Annotated in this window: 16 protein-coding genes and 2 pseudogenes; 3 read left to right on the top strand and 15 right to left on the bottom strand. The window is 60.2% G+C overall.

The features are described from left to right. Window positions 1–864 carry a LysR substrate-binding domain-containing protein gene (locus tag OQ460_RS10680; RefSeq protein ID WP_410021765.1) on the bottom strand — a complete coding sequence of 288 codons (864 nt, stop codon included), beginning with the start codon at window positions 862–864 and terminating at the stop codon, window positions 1–3. 102 nt (window positions 865–966) lie between these two features. Here OQ460_RS10680 and OQ460_RS10675 point away from each other — a divergent pair, with 102 nt between their 5' ends. Together OQ460_RS10675 and OQ460_RS10670 are read left to right on the top strand one after the other, a co-directional pair. Next, the gene (locus OQ460_RS10675) at window positions 967–1,380 is read left to right on the top strand and encodes a VOC family protein (RefSeq protein ID WP_410021764.1); all 414 of its coding nucleotides are present in this window, start codon (window positions 967–969) and stop codon (window positions 1,378–1,380) included. 23 nt (window positions 1,381–1,403) lie between these two features. Further along, a pseudogene (locus OQ460_RS10670) lies at window positions 1,404–1,607 on the top strand (hypothetical protein); the annotation flags it as partial. Window positions 1,608–1,610: 3 nt separating this feature from the next. Here the strand turns inward: OQ460_RS10670 and OQ460_RS10665 are convergent. Beyond that, a complete protein-coding gene (locus OQ460_RS10665; protein ID WP_410021763.1) occupies window positions 1,611–2,237 on the bottom strand; it encodes an NUDIX domain-containing protein in 627 nt (208 codons plus the stop codon). Window positions 2,238–2,621: 384 nt separating this feature from the next. Here OQ460_RS10665 and OQ460_RS10660 point away from each other — a divergent pair. Then, a pseudogene (locus OQ460_RS10660) lies at window positions 2,622–2,774 on the top strand (protease); the annotation flags it as partial. A 55-nt stretch (window positions 2,775–2,829) separates the two neighbouring features. On the opposite strand, the gene OQ460_RS10655 reads toward OQ460_RS10660, so the two are convergent. From OQ460_RS10655 to OQ460_RS10595, 13 genes are all read right to left on the bottom strand, one after another. Beyond that, window positions 2,830–3,039, bottom strand: coding sequence for a PLD nuclease N-terminal domain-containing protein (locus OQ460_RS10655; protein WP_410021762.1), 210 nt, complete (start codon window positions 3,037–3,039; stop codon window positions 2,830–2,832). Between the two features lie 126 nt (window positions 3,040–3,165). Continuing rightward, window positions 3,166–3,375 carry a DUF3079 domain-containing protein gene (locus OQ460_RS10650; protein WP_410021761.1) on the bottom strand — a complete coding sequence of 70 codons (210 nt, stop codon included), beginning with the start codon at window positions 3,373–3,375 and terminating at the stop codon, window positions 3,166–3,168. A gap of 123 nt (window positions 3,376–3,498) precedes the next feature. Then, on the bottom strand, window positions 3,499–4,194 hold the full coding sequence (locus OQ460_RS10645) for an anaerobic ribonucleoside-triphosphate reductase activating protein (RefSeq protein ID WP_410021760.1): 696 nt from the start codon (window positions 4,192–4,194) through the stop codon (window positions 3,499–3,501). Continuing rightward, window positions 4,191–4,349: an anaerobic ribonucleoside-triphosphate reductase gene (nrdD, locus tag OQ460_RS10640; RefSeq protein ID WP_410021759.1), complete on the bottom strand. Its 159-nt coding sequence runs from the start codon at window positions 4,347–4,349 to the stop codon at window positions 4,191–4,193. The genes OQ460_RS10645 and nrdD overlap by 4 nt, the downstream gene beginning before the upstream one ends. Window positions 4,350–4,383: 34 nt before the next feature. After that, a complete protein-coding gene (locus tag OQ460_RS10635; protein ID WP_410021758.1) occupies window positions 4,384–6,399 on the bottom strand; it encodes a ribonucleoside triphosphate reductase in 2,016 nt (671 codons plus the stop codon). A 177-nt stretch (window positions 6,400–6,576) separates the two neighbouring features. Beyond that, window positions 6,577–7,563 (bottom strand): GTP 3',8-cyclase MoaA, encoded by a 987-nt coding sequence (gene moaA / locus OQ460_RS10630; protein ID WP_410021757.1) that lies wholly within the window; start codon window positions 7,561–7,563, stop codon window positions 6,577–6,579. 1 nt (window position 7,564) lies between these two features. Further along, a complete protein-coding gene (locus OQ460_RS10625) occupies window positions 7,565–8,467 on the bottom strand; it encodes a peptidylprolyl isomerase (RefSeq protein ID WP_410021756.1) in 903 nt (300 codons plus the stop codon). Between the two features lie 10 nt (window positions 8,468–8,477). Beyond that, window positions 8,478–9,155, bottom strand: a complete 678-nt coding sequence (gene narI / locus OQ460_RS10620) for a respiratory nitrate reductase subunit gamma (RefSeq protein ID WP_410021755.1) — start codon at window positions 9,153–9,155, stop codon at window positions 8,478–8,480. After that, window positions 9,148–9,903 carry a nitrate reductase molybdenum cofactor assembly chaperone gene (gene narJ, locus OQ460_RS10615; protein WP_410021754.1) on the bottom strand — a complete coding sequence of 252 codons (756 nt, stop codon included), beginning with the start codon at window positions 9,901–9,903 and terminating at the stop codon, window positions 9,148–9,150. Before narJ ends, narI begins: the two co-directional genes overlap by 8 nt. Before the next feature lie 3 nt (window positions 9,904–9,906). Further along, window positions 9,907–11,445 (bottom strand): nitrate reductase subunit beta, encoded by a 1,539-nt coding sequence (narH, locus tag OQ460_RS10610; protein ID WP_410021753.1) that lies wholly within the window; start codon window positions 11,443–11,445, stop codon window positions 9,907–9,909. 1 nt (window position 11,446) lies between these two features. Beyond that, a complete protein-coding gene (locus OQ460_RS10605; RefSeq protein ID WP_410021752.1) occupies window positions 11,447–15,220 on the bottom strand; it encodes a nitrate reductase subunit alpha in 3,774 nt (1,257 codons plus the stop codon). A 70-nt stretch (window positions 15,221–15,290) separates the two neighbouring features. Then, window positions 15,291–16,688, bottom strand: a complete 1,398-nt coding sequence (locus OQ460_RS10600; RefSeq protein WP_410021751.1) for a NarK family nitrate/nitrite MFS transporter — start codon at window positions 16,686–16,688, stop codon at window positions 15,291–15,293. Then, complete coding sequence (locus OQ460_RS10595; RefSeq protein ID WP_410021750.1) at window positions 16,685–17,953, bottom strand: MFS transporter; 1,269 nt, start codon at window positions 17,951–17,953, stop codon at window positions 16,685–16,687. Before OQ460_RS10595 ends, OQ460_RS10600 begins: the two co-directional genes overlap by 4 nt. Window positions 17,954–18,133: the final 180 nt, after the last annotated feature.

Genomic DNA, 18,133 nt, shown 5'->3' with positions numbered 1-18,133 from the left:
TCACCGAAACTTATCGAGCGCTTGAGTCAAAGCGCTCAACATCCTGGGCCGATCAGTCTGGACAGGGCTGATCAGCACAATATCCCGGCCATACCGATCAGCGCCCAATTGCTCCACGGCACATTGCTTGGCCCAGCGCTCGATCCCGGACCAATAAGGTACCAGGCTCACTCCAAGCCCTTCACTCACCAGCATGGCGATGGTTTCCAGGGCATCCAGATCCACCAATGCCGTGGGCTGCAGCCCATTGTCGGCCAGGTAGCGCTGGGCATGACGTCCACCCCACGAGTCGGGATCGTAACGGATATAAGGGCGGGTCTTGAGCTGGGTCATCACGTTATCTGCAGATTTTTCCTGGGACAGGAAAACCAGCGGCTCCTTTCGCAGCGCGTGCCGGTGCAGCGCTTTTGGCAATTCGAAAGGTGGCGCCACCAGGATCGCCGCATCCAACTCACCGGCAAGCAGCGCCTGATACAGCGAGCGTGAGGTGCCAGGCACAATGACCGGTTTGAGGGCGGGCGCCAATCGGGTCATGGTCCGCAACACGTCGGGCAGCAAGCCGGTCAATACGGTCGAGATGGCGCCTATTTTCAACACGCCGGTCAGCCCTTCGACATCGACATCGCCGGCGAGCAATGCAACCTCGCGCACAATGCTTTTAGCCCTGGGCAGCAACGCAATACACGCCTCGCTGGGCTTGGCCGTGTGACCGACCCGCGACAGCAGCTCAAAACCCAGTTGCCGTTCAAGCGCGAGTATTCGCTGGCTGATCGCTGCTGCTGTCAGCCCCTCCACCCGCGCCGCATGCGCGATGGAGCCGCACTCCACCACCGTGATCAGGCTTTTCAGATATCGCGTATCCATAAGTAATTCTTTTTATGATCGCAAAAATTACATGCTATCTCTTTGCATAAAATCCGCACAAGCTGCCTGCGAGCCCTTAACTTCCGACTTCAGGAGCAGGCGATGCAGTCGATTTTCCATCTGGCGTTCCATGTTCGCGATCTACAGGCGTCACGGCGCTTCTACTGTGACTTGCTCGGCTGCACGGCCGGACGAAGCACGGACACGTGGTTAGATATCAACTTTTTCGGACATCAATTATCGCTGCATCTGGGCGAACCTTTCGCGGTGAGCAATACCGGCAAGGTCGGTGAGCATCTGGTGCCAATGCCTCACCTGGGAGTGATATTGAATATGGCTGACTGGGTTGTTTTAAAAGACCGCCTGGTCGAGGCACGCCTGCCGTTTGTGCTCGCACCTTCCATTCGTTTTGCGGGCGAGCCGGGTGAACAGGCCACTATGTTTTTCCGCGACCCGTGCGGCAATCCTATCGAGATAAAAGGCTTCGCTGATCTGGCAGCGGTTTACGCGGTTTAATATTTATAAATCCAGGGAACGGCACCGGGCCTTCCGACTTCATCAAGTTCTGGATGGCATTTGGGTTGCCACAGGTCAATATTCCCCTGGTGCGTGATGCAGGGGCGCTTCCCGTCGGGCTGCAAATGATCGGGATCTTCAGGAACGACAGCACGCTGTTGCAGGCTGCCACCCAAGTGGATATCGCGCTGAGAAACGCCGGTTCCTCAAGCGCAGGATGTCGATGAAGGTTACCGGATCGCTCTGTCAGCAGCGACCGGAGCGCAGTCGGCCAAAGTGGCCTTGAGCAGGCGCAGTTCCAAATATTGCAGCAGCATGATGGTCTTGCCGTCGACAATTTCCCCGCGCGCTACCATGGCGATTGCCTCGTCAAAGTCCAGTTCCAGGACCTCGATGTCTTCGCCCTCCTCCGCCAACCCGCCGCCATTGTTCACGCGGTCGCCGGGCTGATACTCACCAATGAAAAAATGAACGCGCTCGGTGACGGAGCCAGGGCTCATGAACGCCGAATAGACTTTCTCTACGTGGCCGACCCGGTACCCGGTTTCTTCCTCGGCCTCCAGGCGAATGCGCTCCTCGGGGCTGGCGTTATCCAGCAGGCCGGCGGCGGTTTCGATCAGGTAGCCGTGGTAATCGTTGACGAAAGTCGGCATGCGGAACTGACGAATCAACAGGACCGTACGATGTTCAGTGTTGTACAGCAGAATAGTTGCGCCGTTGCCGCGGTCATACACCTCGCGGGCCTGGGCTTGCCAACTGCCGTCGCGCCGACGCAGCTCGAAGCTGTACTTCTTCAGCAGGTACCAGTTGTCCGAGAGCAGTTCCTCGGAGTGGATACGTACAGGGCTGTGGTCCATGGGCTGTCCTTGATCGTGGAGGCAGGAGCATGTCGGCGTCGGCCTGCCAGCGTCAAGTCAGGTGTTTCAGTCAGTAGAAACTCGCCGCGATACTTTGCAGACAATCGACAATGACAAGCGTGCGAGTGATCCCCCGGTTCCCCTATCGGCAGAACACCATTCGTAAAACTGAAATCCGGCACCGGTTTTGCCAAAGCGTGTCAAGCGTAAGCCAAGCTTATCAGGGACTTAAGCAGCAGCTGATCAAATATTGACCTGCTGCTAAATCGCCATCCCTGTCGGACCCGCGCCGGGTTATCCACAGAGATACCCACGGTTTCCGTGGACAACTCTTTTCACATTGCCAGGGTCCTTTATCCGGGAAAGCCCGACTAATCCAAACCTTTTGCCACCGTGCGCATCGACTTGATCAATGCCGACGCTGCCAAATGAGTGGATGCCGAAGTCATGGAATGCAAGGCCAATGGCTGGACGCTGATTACCTCGCGCAACCCGGGCGATCTTCCGGCATTCAACCAGGCGATGGCCAAGGCATAGGCATCGAGCGGACATACCAACCAATATCCTCCCAGCTTGTGCAAGGATGGGAAACTCAGCGCTCGCCGGGCTCAGTCTTGGCCATTGCCTTGGGTCCGGTGATAGCCCACAGGATCAACCCCAACAGTGGCACAAACACGATCACCACCATCCAGAGCATCTTGTTTTCGGAGCGGCTTGCGCTGCGCAATACACAGTTGATCGCCCAAAGCTCCACCAGAACCAGCAACGCGGCCAGAACGATCCAGATGTATTCAATTTGCATGGTTCACCTCCTGAGGTCTTATGCCTTAGGTCAAGCAATTGGCGTGAGGGTTCAGTCCAATCGCAGGTAGGCACACACGGAGGCGTTTCACGATATAGGGGCCGCAAAGGGCCGATAGCCAGGTTCTCAGTTGGCCCGCGCCACCTTGTCCGTGGCAATTGGCGGCCCGATACCCCAATCGCCATGCAGGTACCAATCCTCACCGATCATTTCTGCCGGGTGCATGGTACGTTCGGCGCCATTGCCACAGGCAAGCTCGGCGGTCGCGCAGTAGCGATCACAGCCCCAACAGATACGTTCGGGGTGTTTGGGGTTCAGCGCAAACGGCTTGGCCATGCTCGGTACTCCATACAAGCAAACAGTGCTCTGAGCCTACTGCCAGCCGTCGCCGGTAGCCTTGATCGCGGTCAAGATCGGCTGGGTAAACGCACGCATTCAGTGGTGATCACGCAAAAACCATCAGCCTCGTAAAACAAAGGCCGGGAACAACCCGCGCATTTTTTCCCACAACTCAGGCAGCAACGCTTGTGCCGAAACACTCGGCAACTGCTCGTCGAGCATGCGTGCCGTACGCACCAGTTGCACAGCGAAACGCTTGACGCCACGTTCGTGTAAACGCTGAGCCAGCAACAGCAGGCGTTGTGGGTCGATCAGGTGCCAATGCACCGTGGTGCGGCACTCATAGTCGACGCCGCTGCGCAGCAGCAGATCCAGGCTGCGCCAGTTGGCTTTGCCGCTGTCCTTGACCTGGGTGATCCGTTGGCAATCCTCGGCCAGGGACTTGACATCGAACCCCACCCAATCGGCGTGGGCCAGGCCGTTGGCAAAGCCGGCTGGCTTGATCCCGGCACTGTGCAGGCCAATGCGAAAGCCCATCTGGCGCACTTCATCCATAGCCGCCGGCAAACCTTCCTGCAACGTGGGCTCGCCACCGCTGAAGACCACGGCATCGAGCAGGTCCTGACGGCGTTGCAGAAACAGCAAGACTCGACGCCAGTCCACCTCTGCGCTGCCGCGTGGCGGAATCAGGTCCGGGTTATGGCAATATCGGCAACGCCAGGCACAACCCTGGCAAAACAGCACGCAGGCAAGCATGCCGGGATAGTCAAGGGTGGTCAGGGGCACCAGGCCCCCGACCCGTAGCGCTCGACTCATTGGCGTCCGGCCGCAGCCGCGCTTTCGGTAAAGTGCGCCCGCTCACGGTGCTCCGACTGTTTGCCGGGGTTGAAGGCCGACACCGGGCGGTGATAGCCCATCACGCGGGTCCAGACTTCACAGCGTTGGCGTTCGAGGGTCTTGGTGGTATTCATGGGGTTGTCACTCCTTGGGATGGAAAACCGCTGGTCAATGCGTCGCGCCCTGGCTCTGCTGTTGCAGCAACAAGGCTTCATCACACTTGGGACAGAATTCATGCTCGCCCGCCAGGTAGCCATGGACCGGGCAGATGGAAAAGGTCGGCGTCACCGTCAAGTACGGCAAGCGGAACCGCCCCAACGCCTTGCGCACCAGTTGCTTGCAGGCCTGGGTCGAAGAGATTTTTTCAGCCATGTACAGGTGCAACACGGTGCCGCCGGTGTATTTGCATTGCAGCTCGTCTTGCAGCTCCAACGCCTCGAACGGGTCTTCGGTGTAACCCACCGGCAGTTGCGATGAGTTGGTGTAATAAGGCGCCTCGTGGCTGCCGGCCTGCAGGATCCCGGGGAAACGCTTGCGGTCTTCCTTGGCGAACCGGTAGGTGGTGCCCTCGGCCGGCGTGGCTTCGAGGTTGTACAGGTGGCCGGTTTCTTCCTGAAAACGCAGCAAGGTGGCGCGTACGTGGTCCAGCAGTTTCAAGGCATACTCACGCCCTGTCGCGGTGTGCATGCCTTGTTCGTCACCGGTGAAATTGCGCAGCATCTCGTGCATGCCATTGAGGCCGATGGTGGAGAAGTGATTACGCAAGGTGCCCAGATAACGTTTGGTATAGGGATACAGGCCGGCGTCCATATGGTGCTGGATCACTTTGCGCTTGACCTCCAGGCTCTCCATTGCCAATTCCATCAGGTGATCCAGGCGTTGCAGCAAGCCACTGGTGTCGCCCTTGAACAGGTAACCCAGGCGCGCGCAGTTGATGGTCACCACCCCCAGCGAGCCGGTCTGCTCCGCCGAACCAAACAACCCACCACCGCGCTTGAGTAACTCGCGCACGTCCAGTTGCAGACGGCAGCACATCGAGCGCACCTGGTTGGGTTGCATATCGGAGTTGAGGAAGTTCTGGAAATACGGCAAGCCATAGCGGGCCGTCATTTCGAACAGTCGATCGGCGTTTTCGCTGTCCCACGGGAAGTCATGGGTGATGTTGTAGGTCGGGATCGGGAAGGTAAACACCCGCCCCTTGGCATCGCCCGCTTGCATCACCTCGATGTAGGCGCGGTTGATCAACTCCATTTCCGCTTGCAGGTCGCCATAGGCGAAGGGCATTTCCTCGCCACCGACGATGGGAATCTGTTCACGCAGATCTTCCGGGCATACCCAATCGAAGGTCAGGTTGGTGAAGGGTGTCTGGGTACCCCAGCGCGACGGCACGTTGAGGTTGTAGATAAACTCCTGCAGCGCCTGGCGAATCTCGGGGTAGGCCAATTGGTCCTTGCGCACAAATGGCGCCAGGTAGGTGTCGAAAGAACTGAACGCCTGGGCACCGGCCCATTCGTTCTGCAGGGTGCCGAGAAAGTTGACCATCTGCCCCAGGGCGCTGCCCAAATGCTTGGGCGGCCCGGCCTCGACCCTTCCTGGCACCCCATTGAGGCCTTCGTGCAACAACATGCGCAAAGACCATCCCGCGCAATAACCGGCGAGCATGTCCAGGTCATGGATATGCAGGTCTGCCTCGCGATGTGCCTGGCCGATTTCCTGGCTGTAGACCTCATCCAGCCAATAATTGGCCGTGACCTTGCCCGACACATTGAGCACCAGCCCGCCCAGGGAATAGCCCTGGTTGGCATTGGCCTGCACCCGCCAGTCTTTGCGATCGAGGTATTCGTTCATCGAGGTGGCGACTTCCACCAGTGTCTTGCGATTCCGTCGCAGGCGACCGTGCTGCTCGCGATAGACGATGTAGGCACGCATCGCCAGGAAGTAGCCCGCGTCCATCAACACCCGCTCGACGCTGTCCTGGATCTGCTCGACATCCAACCGGGTTATCCCACTCAAACGAGCCAGCACCGCACCCAATAGCAGGTCGACGTCGGCCTCCTGGTAATCGCCTGTGGCATTCCCGGCCGCGATCAGCGCCTGACGGATCTTCTCGGCGTCGAAGGCGACCAAGCTGCCATCGCGCTTGTGTAGACGGGTACTGACCAGCGGGTTTGAGGTGATCTGCATGGGGACTCCAAACACTACATATAGTTATATAAATCATCTAAAATACAATATGCAGTGATGGTACGCAGTGAATGGTGCGTAGCAATTGATCAGAGTCAAGTTTGCAAACGCAATCCAAATGTGGGGCTCGACAGCTCCCACATTGATATTTGTCTATCTTGAATGGTGCGTTAAGCCTCACCCCCCACTCATGTTCATGAACCGCACCACCTGCACCTCGCCCTCCCCCGTAAAATCATGCCGCACCGGCTTGCCTCGCAGTGCCTTGTGCAACGCCTCCACCAACGGCCGGTCATCCAGCGGATAACGCCTGACCAACCCACGAAAATCCACCGCATTGTCCTGCCCCAGACACAGCAGCAACTGCCCTTCCACCGTCATCCGCACCCGATTGCAGCTTGCGCAGAAGTTGTGGGAGTTGGGCGAGATAAAGCCGATGCGCGTCTGTGGATGCTTGGCCAGGCGCACATAGCGCGCCGGCCCTCCGCTGTTTTCGGTGCTGTCGATCAGCCCATGGTATGACCCAATCAACGCGCGCACCTGGTCGCTGGAACAGAACGTCTCGCCCCGCGAGCGCCCGACATCTCCCAGCGGCATTTCTTCGATAAAACTGATATCGATGCCCTGGTCGATGGCGTACTGCACCAGCGCCGGCACTTCATCGAAGTTGCGTCCCTTCATCACCACGCAGTTAAGCTTGACCCGTTCAAACCCAGCATCCCGTGCCGCTTCGATGCCGTTCAGCACCTGGCGCAGGTTGCCGTTGCGCGTGATGGCATGAAAGCGTTCGGCATCGAGGCTGTCGAGGCTGATGTTCATGCGCTTGACCCCGGCATCCACCAACGGCCGGGCCAGGCGCGCCAGTTGTGAACCGTTGCTGGTCATCACCAGTTCGCGCAGGCCAGGCAAGGCCGCGATGTTGCGGCACAAGTCGACGATGCCCGGACGAATCAGCGGCTCGCCGCCGGTCAGGCGAATCTTGCGTACGCCCTGGCTGACGAACAGCGCCGCCAGCCGATGCAACTCTTCAAGCGTCAAAACCTGCTGGCGTGGCAGGAAGGTCATGTTTTTCGCCATGCAGTACACACAGCGAAAATCACACCGATCCGTCACCGACAGCCGCAAGTAGTCAATGGAGCGGCCCACACCATCTACCAGGTGCATGTCACTGCACCAACGGCGAGTCGGCGCCCTGCAAGGCGATGCCGCGAACGTCGGCCGCGCCGATCAGGGTCTGCAGGTATTGCACCAGCGCCTTCTGCCACACGCCCTGCTGCAACTGGGTGCGAATTGCAGTTGCCACCGCCTCGTAAGGCAGCGCCTGGCCTTCGATGCGTTGGTCGACACTGATCACGTGCCAGCCATAACGGCTTTCAAGCGGTTTGTTGGCCAGGCCCGGCGCCAGGGTGAACAACTGGCGCTCCAACTCTGGCACCGTCTGGCCCTTGCTGACCTGCCCCAACGATCCTCCCTGGGCTTTTGACGGGCAGGCCGAGTACTTGAGGGCCAGCTCGGCAAAGCTGCCGGGAGATTCATCCAGGGCCAGCAACAACACCTCGGCCTGGGAGTGGGCCTGATGGCGTGCCTCGGCGTCATCCGGCGCGCACTCCAGCAGAATGTGTCGCACCGCCAGCAGTGGTGCGCTGTGGAAGCGCCCGCGATTGCTTTCGAAGTAGCGCACACAGGTCGCCTCGTCACACTCCGGCACCTTGACCTCGCGCTCCAGCAACAAGCGCGTGGCCGCTTCCTCTTCGTTCTCGCCGGCCGCAACGTCCAGCAACAGTCCCAATTCACCAATCCGCTGCTGCAACAGCTCGCGGATCACCAGCGCTCGCGCGGCAAGGAACACCGCCTCTTCACGGCTCTCGGCCGGGTGATACTGCAGCTCCTGGGCCATCGTCTGCGCGTCGATCAGCACTCCGTTGACGCTGACAATCGGCCACTCCTGTTCGCTGCTGGCGATCAATTGCGGCTCGGCCGGCACTTCGATTTCCACTGCCGGCGCTTGCGTTGAAGCACTGCAACCGCCACCACCATTCCCGCCACCACATCCGCATCCTGAAGTCATGACGTTCTCCTCACTTCTGCCGCACGATTTGATAACGACGCCCCAGGTACCAGATCGGCGCGCTGACCATATGCACCAGACGGGTAAACGGGAACAACACAAACAGAGTCAGGCCCAAGGCCACGTGGGCCTTGTAGATCAGGCTCACCGGGGCAATCGATGCGGCGGCTTCCACCGGGCGCAGCAACACCACGTTTTGCGCCCAGTCCGCCAGCATCACCATCACCGAGCCATCCATATGGCCGGTGGAGGCAACGATGGTCAACAAGCCAAGCAGCAACTGCGCCAGCAGCACCAGCAGAATCAGGATGTCCGACGGGCTCGAGGTGGCCCGTACCCGAGGGTCGGTGAGGCGGCGGTTGACCAGCATCAGCAAGCCCACCAGGCACAGCAGGCCGAAGAAACCACCAGAGACCATCGCCAACAACTGTTTGTTCTCGGTGCTGATCACATGGTGATAGACCGACGCCGGTGTCAGCAGCCCGACAAAATGCCCAGCCAGCACGAACAGCACGCCGATATGGAAGAAGTTGCTCGCCACCCGCATTCCGCGGTTGTTCAGCATCTGGCTGGAGCCGGCCTTCCAGGTGTACTGGGACAGGTCAAAGCGTGCCCAACTGCCCAATAGGCAGATCGCCAGGGCGACATACGGATACACACCAAATATCAGCAAATTCCACTTAGACATTACCCACCTCCTTGGCTGGCGCAGCAGCCAGCCCATCATGCTGAAAATCCACCCAGTGCAACGGCACCGCGCTTTCTTCGCGGGCCTTGCCCGGCGCGCTGGGCATGGCACTGCAACGGTCCTGCTGTTCGGCCTGCATAAAGTCCACGGCTTCTTCTTCCCAGACCTTGTCCAGGGCTTCGAGGGAATCGTCGCGAACCTCGGCAGCCACTTGCTCGCGCAGCTGGGCAATCGCCTGGTGCGGCTCCGCGCCACTGATCTGCAACAGCGCGCGGAAACAGCTGGCATAGGCGCTTTCGCGCTCATCCAGGCGCGCCGCCAGCAGCGCCAGCAAATGCGCCACATCCGCCAGGCCTTCGCGGGCCTCGATGTCTTCACGGGTGGACAAGAACTCCAGGTACAGCGGGATATAGTCCGGCAGCTCCTTGACGCCGATGGCAAAACCGGCTTCCTGGTACTGGGCCATCATGTCGACCATGGCCTGGCCGCGATCACGGGATTCGCCATGCACGTGTTCGAACAACAGCAGCGACAGCGAACGGCCACGGCCAAACAACGCGCCGTAATGTTCCTGGCCGTCCATCAGGTCGTTGCCGCAGATCAGTTCCAGCAGTTCGAACAACGCACCGCGCTGCTTGGGGCTGATTTCCCGCGACTCGATGATCGCTTTTTCCAACTCGTCGCGACCGCTCACCAGGGTCTCGGTGGGGTAGTCCAGCAACAGCGAAATCACTTTGAGAATACGCATGGCTCAGTCCTCCCAGATCTGTACGGTTTTCAGCACGTCGCGGCGGTTGGCCTTCTTGGCGCCGAACATGTTGGTGTCAGAGCTGCCACTGCAACCACTGCCAAAGCTGAAACCACAGCCGGAACGCTCGGCGAACGCGTCGCTCATGGCGTCTTCACGGTGCGCGCTTGGCACCACGAAACGGTCTTCGTAGTTGGCAATCGCCAGGTAGCGGTACATCTCTTCCACCTGCTGCACATTCAGGCCGACGTCCTCGAGCACTTGCAGGTCTTCGACGCCGTCCACTTGCTGGGAACGTTTGAAGGCGCGCATCGCCAGCAGGCGCTTAAGCGCACGCTTGACCGGTTTTTCGTCGCCGGCGGTCAGCATGTTTGCCAGGTAGCGCAGCGGAATACGCAAGCTGTCGACATCCGGGATCACCCCGTTCATGCCCACGGTGCCAGCGGCGGCGGCGTTCTGGATCGGTGAAAGTGGCGGCACGTACCAGACCATCGGCAAGGTGCGGTATTCCGGGTGCAGCGGCAGCGCGAGTTTCCAGTCCACAGCCATTTTGTACACCGGCGAACGCTGGGCTGAGTCGATCACCGACTGCGGCACACCATCGGCCAGGGCCTGGCGAATCACCGCCGGGTCGTTGGGGTCGAGGAAGATTTCCAGCTGTTTTTCGTACAGGTCATGCTCATTCGCGGTGCTGGCGACCTCGGCGATGCGGTCGGCGTCATACAGCAGCACGCCGAGGTAGCGGATCCGGCCCACGCAGGTTTCCGCGCAAACAGTCGGCATCCCGGCCTCGATACGTGGGTAGCAGAAGATGCACTTCTCGGATTTGCCGCTTTTCCAGTTGAAGTAAATCTTCTTGTACGGGCAGCCGCTGATGCACATGCGCCAGCCACGGCATTTTTCCTGATCGATCAGCACAATGCCGTCTTCTTCGCGCTTGTAGATCGCGCCGCTGGGGCACGACGCCGCACAGGCCGGGTTCAGGCAGTGCTCGCACAGGCGCGGCAGGTACATCATGAAGGTGTTTTCGTACTCGCCGTAAATGTCGGCCTGGATCTGGTCGAAGTTCTTGTCCTTGCGGCGCTTGGCGAATTCGGTGCCAAGAATCTCTTCCCAGTTCGGGCCCCACTCGATCTTTTCCATGCGCTTGCCAGACACCAGCGAACGCGGGCGTGCGGTGGGTTGGTGTTCGCCCAGAGGCGCGGTGTGCAAGTGCTGGTAATCGAAGTCGAACGGCTCGTAGTAGTCGTCCAGGCTCGGCAGGTCGGGGTTGGCGAAGATATTCGCCAGCACCCGGAACTTGCCGCCGATGCGCGGGTTGATCGAGCCGTTGGCATTGCGCACCCAGCCACCCTTCCACTTGTCCTGGTTTTCCCACTCCTTGGGGTAGCCGATACCAGGCTTGGACTCGACGTTGTTGAACCACGCGTATTCCATGCCTTCACGGCTGGTCCAGACGTTTTTGCAGGTAATGGAGCAGGTGTGGCAGCCGATGCACTTGTCCAGGTTCAGGACCATGCCGATTTGTGAGCGAATCTTCATCTCAGTTCTCCTCGATATCGGTCGGCAGTGGACGCGGCAAGTCATCGCCGGTGGAACCATCAAGCCAGTCGACCTTGGCCATCTTGCGCACCACGACGAATTCATCGCGGTTGCAACCAACCGTGCCGTAATAGTTGAAACCATAGGCCTGCTGGGCATAGCCGCCGATCATGTGGGTCGGCTTGAGCACCACGCGGGTCACCGAGTTGTGGTGGCCGCCACGGGTCTTGGTGGTTTCGGAACCGGGCACGTTCACGATGCGCTCCTGGGCGTGGTACATCATCACCATGCCTTCCTTGACCCGCTGGCTGACCACCGCACGGGCAGTCAGGGCGCCGTTGACGTTGAAGCATTCGATCCAGTCGTTGTCCTCGATCCCGGCGCGCTTGGCGTCGATCTCCGAGAGCCACACAATCGGGCCGCCACGGCTCAGGGTGAGCATCAGCAGGTTGTCGCTGTAGGTGCTGTGGATGCCCCATTTCTGGTGCGGGGTGATCCAGTTCAGCACGATTTCGGTCTCGCCATTGCTGCGCTTGCCCTTCACGCCTTCGATGGTGCGGGTGTTGACCGGTGGCCGGTAGCTCATCAACTGCTCGCCGAACGCCTGCATCCACGGGTGATCCTGATAGAACTGCTGGCGACCGGTGATGGTGCGCCATGGGATGTTTTCATGGACGTTGGTGTAGCCGGCGTTGTAGCTCACGTGTTCGTCTTCCAGGCCAGACCAGGTCGGGCTGGAAATGATCTTGCGCGGCTGCGCCTGGATATCGTGGAAACGAATGGCTTCATGGGCCTTGGAAATCGCCAGGTGGCTGTGGTCGATGCCGGTGAATTCCGACAGTGCCGCCCAGGCCTTGAGCGCGACCTTGCCGTTGGTTTCCGGGGCCAGGGACAGGATCACCTCGGCCGCATCGATGGCCGTGTCGATTTTTGGCCGGCCGTGGCTGATGCCCGCGTCATTTTCGTGGTGGTTCAGCTCGCCAAGAAACTCAACCTCTTCATCAGTGTTCCAGTTGATGCCTTTGCCGCCATTGCCGAGTTTTTCCAGCAGCGGCCCCAGGGAACTGAACTGCTTGTAGATGTTCGGGTAGTCGCGCTCCACCACCGCCATGTTCGGCGCATTCTTGCCCGGTTGCGGTGCCACGCCGGCGCTTTTCCAGTCGGTGCCGCCAAAGGGTTGCGCCAGCTCGCCAACGCTGTCATGCATCAGCGGCACGGTGACCAGGTCTTTTTCGACACCCAGGTGCCCGACCGACATGGCCGAGAACGCCTTGGCGATACCCTTGTAGATTTCCCAGTCGGAACGCGACTCCCATGCCGGATCAATCGCCGCCGACAGCGGGTGGATGAACGGGTGCATGTCCGAGGTGTTCATGTCGTCTTTTTCGTACCAGGTAGCGGTCGGCAGGACGATGTCGGAATACACGCACGTCGAGGACATGCGAAAGTCCAGGGTGGTCACCAGGTCGAGTTTGCCGATGGCGCCGTCTTCAACCCATTCGGCCTCGGTCGGCTTGCACTCGCTGCTGTGGCCAATGTCTTCGTTCATCACCCCGTTCTTGGTGCCCAGCAGATACTTGAGCATGTACTCATGGCCTTTACCGGAAGAACCCAGCAGGTTGGAGCGCCAGATAAACATGTTGCGCGGGAAGTTCACCGGGTTGTCCGGCTGCTCGCAGGCAAAGCGCAGGCTGCCGTCCTGCCAGGACTTGACCACGTAGTCTTTTGGGTCCATGCCCGCGGCAGCGGCGTCGCGACAGATATGCAACGGGTTGGTGTTCAGCTGTGGGGCGCTCGGCAACCAGCCGGCGCGCTCGGCGCGGATGTTGTAGTCCAGCGCATGCTCGGGGAACTGCGACTTGTCGGCCAGCGGCGAGAGGATGTCGTGCATGCTCATCTTCTCGTGGCGCCACTGCGAGCTATGGCCGTAGAAGAAACTGGTGCCGTTCATCTGGCGTGGCGGACGATTCCAGTCCAGGCCGAACGCCAGGGGCAGCCAGCCGCACTGCGGACGCAGTTTTTCCTGGCCCACGTAATGCGCCCATCCGCCACCGGTCTGGCCGACGCAACCGCAGAGCATGAGCATATTGATCAGCCCGCGGTAGTTCATGTCCATGTGGTACCAGTGGTTCATCGCCGCGCCGACAATGATCATCGAACGCCCACGGGTCTTGTCGGCGTTATCGGCAAACTCACGGGCGATCTGGATGGCTTTCTCGCGGCTGACACCGGTGATCGCTTCCTGCCAGGCCGGAGTACCCGGTACGCTGGCGTCGTCGTAGTCCTTGGCCACGTTGCTGCCGCCCAGGCCACGGTCGATGGCCAGGTTGGCGGCGGACAGGTCAAATACCGTGGCGACTTTAGCCACGCTGCCATCAGCCAGGGTCACGCTGTGCACCGGCACCCGGCGAAACTGCACGGCATCGCCAGCCACGTGCTGGAAATGCTCGTGGGATTGGCCGGCAAAATACGGGAACGCCACTTCGGCAACGTCGTCGCCGATCAGGCTGAGCTTGAGGTCGATCTCACGCCCTTCGCCGCCCTCTTTCGCCAGAATGTTCCACTTGCCCTTCTCGCCCCAGCGGTAGCCGATGGAACCTTGGGGTGAGACCAATTCGCCGCTCTCGTCGAGGGCAATGGTTTTCCATTCCGGGTTGTTGTCTTGGCCCAGGTTGCCGGTCAGATCGCTGGCGCGCAGGAAGCGGTCGGGCTGGAAGCCTGCGCCCGGCGCGGTGCCGAGCATCGGCTTGAGCATCACCAGCACCGGCAAGTCGGTGAAGCGCTTGGCGTAATCGGTGAAATACGCACTCGGCTTATCCAGGTGAAATTCCTTGAAGATCACGTGGTTGAAAGCTTGGGCCAGCGCAGCGTCGGTGCCCTGCTTGGGGTTTAGCCACAGGTCGGTGAGCTTGGCCACTTCCGAATAGTCGGGCGTGATCGCCACGGTCTTGGTGCCCTTGTAGCGCACCTCGGTGAAGAAGTGCGCGTCTGGGGTACGGGTCTGCGGGACGTTGGAGCCCCAGGCAATGATGTAGTTGGAGTTGTACCAGTCAGCCGACTCCGGTACGTCGGTCTGCTCGCCCCAGACCATTGGCGAAGCCGGTGGCAGGTCGCAGTACCAGTCGTAGAAGCTCAGGCACACGCCGCCGATCAGCGACAGGTAACGCGAACCGGCTGCGTAACTGACCATCGACATGGCCGGGATCGGCGAGAAGCCGACGATACGGTCGGGGCCGTATTGCTTGATGGTGTAGACGTTGGAGGCGGCGATGATCTCGTTGACTTCATCCCAGTTGGAGCGGATGAAGCCACCCATGCCGCGCTTGCTCTTGTAGGAGTCGGCCTTGGCTTTGTCCTCGACGATACTGGCCCACGCCTCGACCGGCGACAGGGTCAGGCGCGCCTCGCGCCACAGCTTGAGCAGCGGCTTGCGGATTTTCGGGTACTTGAGGCGGTTGGCGCTGTAGATATACCAGCTGTAGCTCGCCCCACGCGGGCAGCCGCGCGGCTCGTGGTTGGGCAAGTCGTTGCGGGTGCGCGGATAGTCGGTCTGCTGGGTTTCCCACGTGATCAGGCCATTCTTCACGTAGATCTTCCACGAGCAGGAACCGGTGCAGTTCACCCCGTGGGTGGAACGCACGATCTTGTCGTACTGCCAGCGCGAACGGTAGACGTTCTCCCAGTCGCGGGACTCTTTGCGGGTCTCGCCGTGACCTTCAGAGAATTCGTCTTGCTTGCGATTAAAGAACCGCAGTTGATCGAGTAGATGACTCATGGTGCTTTCCTCTCAGGCTTGCTGCGGGGTTCTGTGCCCCGCCCACGCAAGGTTTGAATTCGGGGTCGACTCAGCAGGGGGTCTCGGCGCCTTTGCGCGCATACCACCACCAGGTCACGACAATGCAGCTCAGGTAGAAGCCGACGAACATGTAGAAGGCCAGTGCCGGGCTGCCGGTGTAGGCCATGGACGAGCCAAAGGTCTTGGGAATGAAGAACGCACCGAAGGCGCCCATCGCCGAGCTGAAGCCCAGCACTGCCGCAGACTCCTTGCTGGCGTCCTTGAGGGCTTGCTCACGCACGGCGGCGGGTTTGCCGGCGCTGGCTTTTTCATGCTGAGTGCGGAAGATCACCGGGATCATGCGAAAGGTCGAACCGTTGCCTACGCCGGTGGTGATGAACAGCAGCATGAACATGCCAAGGAAACCGTAGAAGTTGCCGCCCTGCCCGTTCGCTGGCAGAAAATGCAGCACACCGAACACCATCACGATCATCAACACGAAGTTCCACAAGGTCACCCGCGCACCGCCCAGCCTGTCTGCCAGCCAACCGCCCAAAGGCCGGACCAGGGCGCCGACCAGCGGGCCGAGAAAGGCGAACTTGAGGGCGATCACGTCCGGGAACGAGGTTTTGATCAGCAGTGGGAACGCCGCCGAGAAACCGATGAACGAGCCGAAAGTTGCCAGGTACAACCAGCACATCAGCCAGTTGTGCTTGCGCTTGAAGATCACCGCCTGCTCGCTGAACGAAGCACGAGCGCTGGACAGATCATTCATGCCGAACCAGGCGAATACGGTCACGGCAACGATGAACGGCACCCAGATGAAACCGGCGTTCTGCAGCCACAGTTGGCTGCCGTCCTCCAGGGTTTGCGGCTGGCCGCCCAGCAGGCCGAACACACCGAAGGTAATCACTAGCGGCACGCAAAACTGCATCACCGACACGCCCAGGTTACCCAGGCCGGCGTTCAGGCCCAAAGCCGTGCCTTGCTGGGACTTGGGATAGAAGAAGCTGATATTGGACATGCTGGAGGCGAAGTTGCCGCCGCCGAAACCGCACAGCAGCGCGATCAGCACGAATACGCTGTAAGGCGTGCCAGGGTCCTGCACCGCAAAACCCATCCACAGCGATGGGATCAACAACGAGGCCGTACTCAAGGCAGTCCAGCGACGCCCGCCGAAGATCGGCACCATGAACGAGTAGAACACCCGCAAGGTGGCGCCGGACAATCCGGGCAAGGCGGCCAGCCAGAACAGTTGGTCGGTGGTAAAGCGGAAGCCGATGGCGTTCAGGCGCACGATCACCGTGCTCCAGACCATCCATACAGCGAAAGCCAACAACAGCGCCGGAATCGAGATCCACAGGTTGCGGGTGGCGGTCTGTTTGCCGCTGGCACCCCAGAACGCCGGGTCTTCAGGGCGCCAGTCGTGGATCACCGGGCCCGAAACGGGCTTTTGCGCGATAGTCATGCGGATTCTCCTTGGAGAGACTGGGCCGCCGGGGCCTTGCCCATCAGCGGCTGCTTGCGGATTTCACTGAAGTACATCCAGGCCAGGGACACCCAGACCACGCCGTACATCAACATGAAGCAGGAGGAGCGCACGCCGGTGAGGTCCACCAGGGCGCCAAACATAATCGGCAGCACGAAGCCCCCGAGACCGCCGGCCAGGCCGACGATGCCCGACACCGCACCCATGTTTTGCGGGTAGTCGTTGGCGATGTACTTGAACACCGAGGCTTTGCCGAACGCGAAGGCGATGCCCATCACAAACAGCAACACGGTGAACAGCGTGGCGTTGAGGCCGATATGCAAATCCAGCGGACCATTGACGGTCATGACCTGCAGTTGGGTCTGCGGGTAGCTGAGCAGAAACAGGCAGATCCAGCTCACCCACAGCACCCACCAGGTCACGCTTTGCGCGCCCCAGCGGTCGGACATCCAGCCACCCACCGCACGCAGCACGCCACCGGGCAGGGAAAAACACGCGGCCAGCAGCGCTGCACTTTGCAGGCTGAAACCGTATTCCTGTACGTAGTACTTGGTCGCCCACAGCGCCAGGGCCACATAGCCGCCGAACACAATCGAGTAGTACTGGCAATAGCGCCACACGGCCGGGTCCTTGAGGCACAGCAGTTGCTCGCGCAAGGTGGCGCCGCCGGCACTGCGATGGGCCTTGTTTTCGCTGGTGAGGAACCAGAAAAGCAGCGCGGTGATAAACAGGATCGCGCTGAACACCTTGGGCACCAGGTGCCAGGTGCCGAGGGCAATCAGAGCTGGGGCAAGGAATTTGGTTACTGCCGCGCCGGCGTTGCCAGCGCCGAATACGCCCATGGCAAAGCCCTGGTTGTCTTTGTCGAACCATTTTGCGACGTAGGCGATACCCACCGAGAACGAGCCGCCGGCCAGGCCGACAAACAACCCCAGCACCAGGAACTGCCAGAAGGCGGTGGCGTAGGTGATCAGGTACAGCGGCAACACGCAGGTCAGCATCAATACAAAGAACACAATGCGCCCACCGAAGCGGTCGGTCAGCAGACCCAGTGGCAGACGCACCAGGGAACCGGTCAACACCGGAGTTGCGGCCAGCAGGCCGAATTGGGTTTCGTTGAGTTGCAAAAGCTCTTTGATCGGCACGCCGAGTACGGCGAACATCATCCAGACCATAAAGCAGACGGTGAAGGCCAGTGTACTCATGCCCAGCACGAGGCCTTGTTTTACACGGGGTTGAGTCACGGTTTGCGCTCCCAGAAGTGAATCCATGGGCGCAGGTTAGGGGCGCAGTCCTTGCACAACTTGACTCAGGTCAACGTCCGCCATGGGGGTATTGGCCTATGCTTGGCCCCACTACCTCTAAGGAGGTAGGCCAAAAAACAAGAGAAAACCTTTATTTATCAATGGATTGATCTCTTGTGC

It is taken from the genome of Pseudomonas imrae (assembly GCF_046352735.2).
Classification (GTDB): Bacteria; Pseudomonadota; Gammaproteobacteria; order Pseudomonadales; family Pseudomonadaceae; genus Aquipseudomonas; species Aquipseudomonas imrae.
The sequence above is the reverse complement of the archived record's forward strand: the minus strand, read 5'-3'. Positions and strand labels throughout refer to the sequence as shown.

Bases quoted from the DNA above. Each gene is read 5' to 3' on its own strand.
- OQ460_RS10645 (WP_410021760.1), bottom strand. From the start codon at position 4,194: ATGAGTCGAGCGCTACGGGTCGGGGGCCTGGTGCCCCTGACCACCCTT.
- OQ460_RS10680 (WP_410021765.1), bottom strand. From the start codon at position 864: ATGGATACGCGATATCTGAAAAGCCTGATCACGGTGGTGGAGTGCGGC.
- OQ460_RS10650 (WP_410021761.1), bottom strand. From the start codon at position 3,375: ATGGCCAAGCCGTTTGCGCTGAACCCCAAACACCCCGAACGTATCTGT.
- narH (WP_410021753.1), bottom strand. From the start codon at position 11,445: ATGAAGATTCGCTCACAAATCGGCATGGTCCTGAACCTGGACAAGTGC.
- OQ460_RS10655 (WP_410021762.1), bottom strand. From the start codon at position 3,039: ATGCAAATTGAATACATCTGGATCGTTCTGGCCGCGTTGCTGGTTCTG.
- OQ460_RS10600 (WP_410021751.1), bottom strand. From the start codon at position 16,688: ATGACTATCGCGCAAAAGCCCGTTTCGGGCCCGGTGATCCACGACTGG.
- OQ460_RS10635 (WP_410021758.1), bottom strand. From the start codon at position 6,399: ATGCAGATCACCTCAAACCCGCTGGTCAGTACCCGTCTACACAAGCGC.
- narJ (WP_410021754.1), bottom strand. From the start codon at position 9,903: ATGCGTATTCTCAAAGTGATTTCGCTGTTGCTGGACTACCCCACCGAG.
- nrdD (WP_410021759.1), bottom strand. From the start codon at position 4,349: ATGAATACCACCAAGACCCTCGAACGCCAACGCTGTGAAGTCTGGACC.
- OQ460_RS10665 (WP_410021763.1), bottom strand. From the start codon at position 2,237: ATGGACCACAGCCCTGTACGTATCCACTCCGAGGAACTGCTCTCGGAC.
- OQ460_RS10605 (WP_410021752.1), bottom strand. From the start codon at position 15,220: ATGAGTCATCTACTCGATCAACTGCGGTTCTTTAATCGCAAGCAAGAC.
- moaA (WP_410021757.1), bottom strand. From the start codon at position 7,563: ATGCACCTGGTAGATGGTGTGGGCCGCTCCATTGACTACTTGCGGCTG.
- OQ460_RS10625 (WP_410021756.1), bottom strand. From the start codon at position 8,467: ATGACTTCAGGATGCGGATGTGGTGGCGGGAATGGTGGTGGCGGTTGC.
- OQ460_RS10675 (WP_410021764.1), top strand. From the start codon at position 967: ATGCAGTCGATTTTCCATCTGGCGTTCCATGTTCGCGATCTACAGGCG.
- narI (WP_410021755.1), bottom strand. From the start codon at position 9,155: ATGTCTAAGTGGAATTTGCTGATATTTGGTGTGTATCCGTATGTCGCC.